This window comes from Rhizobacter sp. P2_H2 (assembly GCF_056403375.1).
Genome location: NZ_JBFUFP010000328.1, coordinates 1 through 5,178 on the forward strand (window position 1 = coordinate 1; position 5,178 = coordinate 5,178).

Sequence of the window (5,178 nt, forward strand, 5' to 3'; positions counted from 1 at the left end):
GGCATCGGCAGCTTCATCATCGTCACCGAGCCGCTCGGCACCGAGCGCGCACGCTCGCTGCTGGCGGTGCGCCGCACCTGCGTCACGGTGGCCAACATCCACCACTACTTCCGGCTGACCGCCGACCACCGGCTGGTGTTCGGCGGCCGCGCGCGCTTCGCGCTCAGCAGCCCGACCTCCGACCGCAAGAGCGGCGCGATCCTGCAGCGCGGCCTGATCGAGACCTTCCCGCAGCTGGCCGGCGCCGGCATCGACTACTGCTGGGGCGGACTGGTCGACATGACGCAGGACCGCCTGCCGCATGCCGGCGAGCGCGACGGCCTGTACTACTCGATGGGCTACAGCGGGCACGGCACGCAGATGTCGGTGCACATGGGGCTGCGCATGGCCGAGGTGATGGCCGGCAATGCCGCTGCCAACCCGTGGCGCGACCGGCCCTGGCCCGCGATCCCCGGGCACCTCGGCCCGCCCTGGTTCCTCCCCGCCGTCGGCTTGTACTACCGCGTCAAGGACATGGTGGCCTGAAATGACGCCGCACGGGCTTCGAACGACAACCCCTTCCCTCCCACTGCACAGAGGAACATGCGATGAACGAGCGCCGGAAGTTTGAAGACCTCGTCGGTCCGCAAGAGAGCACGCGCCTGCTGGGCGCACTGAAGCGCGGCGCCAGCCGGCGCGACGTACTGGCCCTGCTGATGGCGGGCGGCATGCAGGCCACGCTGGCCGGCGGCCTGTCGAGCCTCGCGCTGTCGGCCCACGCCGCCACGCCGAAGCGCGGCGGGCGCATCCGCGTGGCCGGCGCCACCGCGGCGATCACCGACACGCTGGACCCGTCGAAGATGTCGAACCAGACCGACTACTCGCGCGGCACCATGCTCTACAACGGCCTGACCTCGCTCGACGGCAGCCTGACGCCGCAGCCGGCACTGGCCGAATCCTTCGACACCAAGGACGCGAAGACTTGGGTCTTCAAACTGCGCAAGGACGTGAAGTTCCATGACGGCAAGCCGCTGACCCCGGCCGACGTGGTGTTCTCGGTGATGCGCCATAAGGACCCGGCCACCGCCTCCAAGGCCAAGGCGCTGGCCGACCAGATCGACAGCGTGAAGGCGAGCGGCGCCAACGAGGTGACGGTGACGCTCTCCGCGCCCAACGCCGACCTGCCGGTGATCCTCGGCACCTTCCACTTCATGATCGTGAAGGACGGCACCACCGACTTCAGCACCGGCATCGGCACCGGCCCGTACAAGCTGAAGGAGTTCAAACCCGGCGTGCGCTCGATCGCGGTGCGCAACGAGGGCTACTGGAAGCCGGGCCAGCCGTACCTCGACGAGATCGAGTTCGTCGGCATCGGCGACGAAGGCGCGCGCGTCAACGCGCTGCTGTCGGGCGACCTCGACCTGGCCGGCTCGGTCAACCCGCGCTCGGTCGAGCGCATCAAGGGCACGCCCGGCTTCGCGGTGTTCAGCACGCAGTCGGGCCAGTACTCCGACCTGATCATGCGCAAGGACCTGGGCCCGGGTGCCAACCCCGACTTCATCCTCGCGATGAAGCACCTGATCGACCGCGAGCAGATGCGCAAGTCGGTCGCGCTCGGCCATGCGGTGCTCGCCAACGACCAGCCGATCGACCCGACCAACCGCTTCCATTTCGCCGGCCTGCCGCAGCGCGCCTTCGACCTCGACAAGGCGAAGTTCCACCTGAAGAAGTCGGGCCTGGGCGACGCGCCGGTGCCGGTGATCGCCTCGCCGGCGGCGCTGTACTCGGTCGAGATGGCGCTGGTGATGCAGCAGTCGGCGCAGAAGATCGGCCTCAACCTGGACGTGAAGCGCATGCCGGCCGACGGCTACTGGTCCAACCACTGGCTCAACAGCGCGGTCGGCTTCGGCAACGTCAACCCGCGCCCGAGCGCCGACACGCTGCTGACGCTGTTCTTCAAGTCCGACGCGGCCTGGAAYGAGTCGCGCTGGAAGAGCGAGAAGTTCGACCAGCTGCTGGTCGCCTCGCGCGCCGAGACCGACGCCGCGAAGCGCAAGCAGCAGTACGCCGACATGCAGGTGATGATCCACGAGCAGGCCGGCCTGGGCATCCCGCTGTTCCTGGCCAGCCTGGACGGCCACAGCAGCAAGCTCAAGGGCCTGTCGCCGATCCCGCTCGGCGGGCTGATGGGCTACTCGTTCGCCGAGCACGTCTGGCTGGACGCCTGAGCCACGGCCATGAACGGCTTGATCCTGCGCCTCAGCCTGCAGCGCATCGGCCTCGCGCTGGTGTCGCTGCTGGTCGTCTCGGCCCTGGTGTTCGCGATCACCGCGGTGCTGCCGGGCGACGCGGCGCAGGCCCAGCTCGGCCAGGAAGCCACGCCCGAGACGCTGGCCGCGCTGCGCCACCAGATGGGCCTGGACGTGCCGGCACCGGTGCGCTACGGGCGCTGGCTGGCGGGGCTGCTGCGCGGCCAGCCGGGCGAGTCGATCGTCACCCACACGCCGGTGGTCGACATGCTGGCCAGCCGGCTGCCGAACTCGCTGCTGCTGGCGGCGATCACGGTGCTCGTCGCGGTGCCGCTCGCGCTGCTGCTGGGCATCGCCGCGGCGATGTACCGCGGCTCGCTGTTCGACCGAATCGTCAGCGGCGGCGCCGTCGCCGTGGTGTCGGTGCCCGAGTTCCTCGTCGCGACGCTCGCGGTGCTGGTGTTCGCGGTCGAGCTGCACTGGCTGCCGGCGCTGTCGTACGGCGTCAGCTTCGACTCGCCGCTGAAGATGCTGCGATCGTTCGCGATGCCGGTGATGACGCTGTGCTGCGTGATGGTGGCGCAGATGATGCGCATGACGCGCGCCGCGGTGATCGACCAGCTGAAGGCGCCGTACATCGAGATGGTGCTGCTGAAGGGCGCGACGCCGATGCGCACCGTGCTCGCGCATGCGCTGCCGAACGCGGTCGGCCCGATCGCCAACGCGGTCGCGATGACGCTGTCGTACCTGCTGGGCGGCGTGATCATCGTCGAGACCATCTTCAACTACCCCGGCGTCGCCAGCCTGATGGTCGACGGCGTGACGCAGCGCGACATGCCGCTGGTGCAGACCTGCGCGATGCTGTTCTGCGCCGCCTACCTGCTGCTGGTGACGCTGGYCGACATCTGCAGCATCGTGGCCAACCCGCGGCTGCGCTACCGATGAACAGCACCCCCCTTCCCGTCCGCCCCCGGCGAACACGCACCAGCCCGCTCGCCTGGGCCAGCGCCGCCGTGCTGCTGTTCTGGCTGCTGGCCGCGCTGCTCGGCCCCGGTTTGCTGAGCGACAGCGGCAGYAGCATGGGCGACGCCGCGGTGTTCGCGCCGATGAGCGCGGCGCACTGGTTCGGCACCGACTTCCTCGGCCGCGACGTGTTCGCCCGCGTCGTGCAAGGCACGCGCTACACGGTGGGCGTGGCGCTGGCCGCCACGCTGCTGGCCAGCGGCATGGGCACGCTGCTCGCGCTGCTGGCGGCCGCCAGCGGGCGCTGGGTCGACGCGCTGCTCAGCCGCGCGGTGGACACGCTGACCTCGGTGCCCGGCAAGATGTTCGCGCTGATCATGGTCGCGGCCTTCGGCTCGGCAATGTCGACGCTGGTCGTCACCGCGGCCGTCATCTACCTGCCGGGCGCCTACCGCATCGCGCGCTCGCTCGCCGTCAACATCGACGCGATGGACTACGTGACCGTGGCGCGCACGCGCGGCGAGGGGCGGCTGTACATCATGCTCAACGAGATCCTGCCCAACATCGTCGGCCCGATGGCGGCCGACCTCGGCCTGCGCTTCGTCTACGTGGTGCTGCTGCTCGCGTCGCTGAGCTTCCTCGGCCTGGGCGTGCAGCCGCCGGCCGCCGACTGGGGCTCGCTGGTGCGCGAGAACATCGGCGCGCTGCCGCTGGGCAGCGCCGCCATCATCATGCCGGCGCTCGCGATCGCCAGCCTGACGATCGCGGTCAACCTGCTGATCGACAACCTGCCCGGGCGCTCGGCCCGCGGGGAACGCTGATGGGCGCGCCGGTCACCGTCAGCGGCCTGAACATCGTCGCGCAGACGCGCGACGGCGAGCAGCCCATCGTGCGCGACCTGAGTTTCAGCATCGCCCCCGGCGAGGTGCTGGCGCTGATCGGCGAATCGGGCTCGGGCAAGACCACCACGGCGCTGGCGCTGATGGGCTATGCGCGCAACGGCTGCCGCATCGCCGGCGGCAGCATCCGCATCGGCGATGCCGACGTGCTGGCGCTGACCCCGGCGCAGCAGCGCGCGCTGCGCGGGCGCAGCGTGGCCTACATCGCGCAGAGCGCGGCCGCCTCGTTCAACCCGTCGCGCAGCCTGATGGACCAAGTGGTCGAGCCGGCCCGCATCCACCGGCTGATGCCGCGCGCCGAGGCCGAGGCGAAGGCGGTCGCGCTGTTCCGCGAGCTCGCGCTGCCCGACCCCGACCACATCGGCGCGCGCTACCCGCACCAGGTGTCGGGCGGGCAGCTGCAGCGGCTGATGGCGGCGATGGCGCTGATCAGCGACCCCGACCTGGTGATCCTCGACGAGCCGACCACCGCGCTCGACGTGACGACGCAGATCGAGGTGCTGCGCGCCTTCCGCCGCGTGGTGCGCGAGCGCCGCGCCACCGCGGTCTACGTGAGCCACGACCTGGCGGTGGTCGCGCAGATGGCCGACCACATCCTGGTGCTGCGCGACGGCGCGATGCGCGAGCTGGGGCGCACCGGGCAGATCCTGCAGGCGCCTGCCAACGACTACACGCAGAGCCTGCTGGCCGCCGCGCAGCCGAAGGTGCGCGATGCCGGCCGGCCAGCCGCCGAGGCCGCCGAGGCCACGGCACGGCCGCTGCTGGAAGTGACCGGCCTCAGCGCCGGCTACGGGCCGCTCGACCGCCAGGGCCGCCCGGCGCTGCCGATCCTGCAGGACATCGACCTGACGCTGCAGCGCGGCCAGGCGATCGGCGTGATCGGCGAATCCGGCTCCGGCAAGACCACGCTGGCGCGCGCGATCGCCGGGCTGATCGCGCCGTCCGGCGGGCACATCGTGTTCGACGGCCGCGAGCTCGGGACCGCGCTGGCCCGGCGCTCGAAGGAAGACCTGCGCCGCATCCAGATCGTGTTCCAGATGGCGGACACCGCGCTCAACCCGGCGCACACCATCGAACGCATCCTGGCG

General features: G+C 70.9%; 5 protein-coding genes. All 5 read left to right on the top strand.

The features are described 5' to 3' along the window. On the top strand, positions 1–525 hold a 525-nt coding region (locus AC1D15_RS17085), incomplete at its 5' end, for an NAD(P)/FAD-dependent oxidoreductase (protein WP_477826906.1). A 62-nt stretch (positions 526–587) separates the two neighbouring features. Next, positions 588–2,207, top strand: a complete 1,620-nt coding sequence (locus AC1D15_RS17090; protein ID WP_477826907.1) for an ABC transporter substrate-binding protein — start codon at positions 588–590, stop codon at positions 2,205–2,207. A gap of 9 nt (positions 2,208–2,216) precedes the next feature. Then, positions 2,217–3,173, top strand: coding sequence for an ABC transporter permease (locus tag AC1D15_RS17095; protein WP_477826908.1), 957 nt, complete (start codon positions 2,217–2,219; stop codon positions 3,171–3,173). Continuing rightward, on the top strand, positions 3,170–4,012 hold the full coding sequence (locus AC1D15_RS17100; RefSeq protein ID WP_477826909.1) for an ABC transporter permease: 843 nt from the start codon (positions 3,170–3,172) through the stop codon (positions 4,010–4,012). The genes AC1D15_RS17095 and AC1D15_RS17100 overlap by 4 nt, the downstream gene beginning before the upstream one ends. Next, the coding region (locus tag AC1D15_RS17105; protein ID WP_477826910.1) for an ABC transporter ATP-binding protein at positions 4,012–5,178 on the top strand (1,167 nt) is incomplete at its 3' end. The genes AC1D15_RS17100 and AC1D15_RS17105, both read left to right, overlap by 1 nt.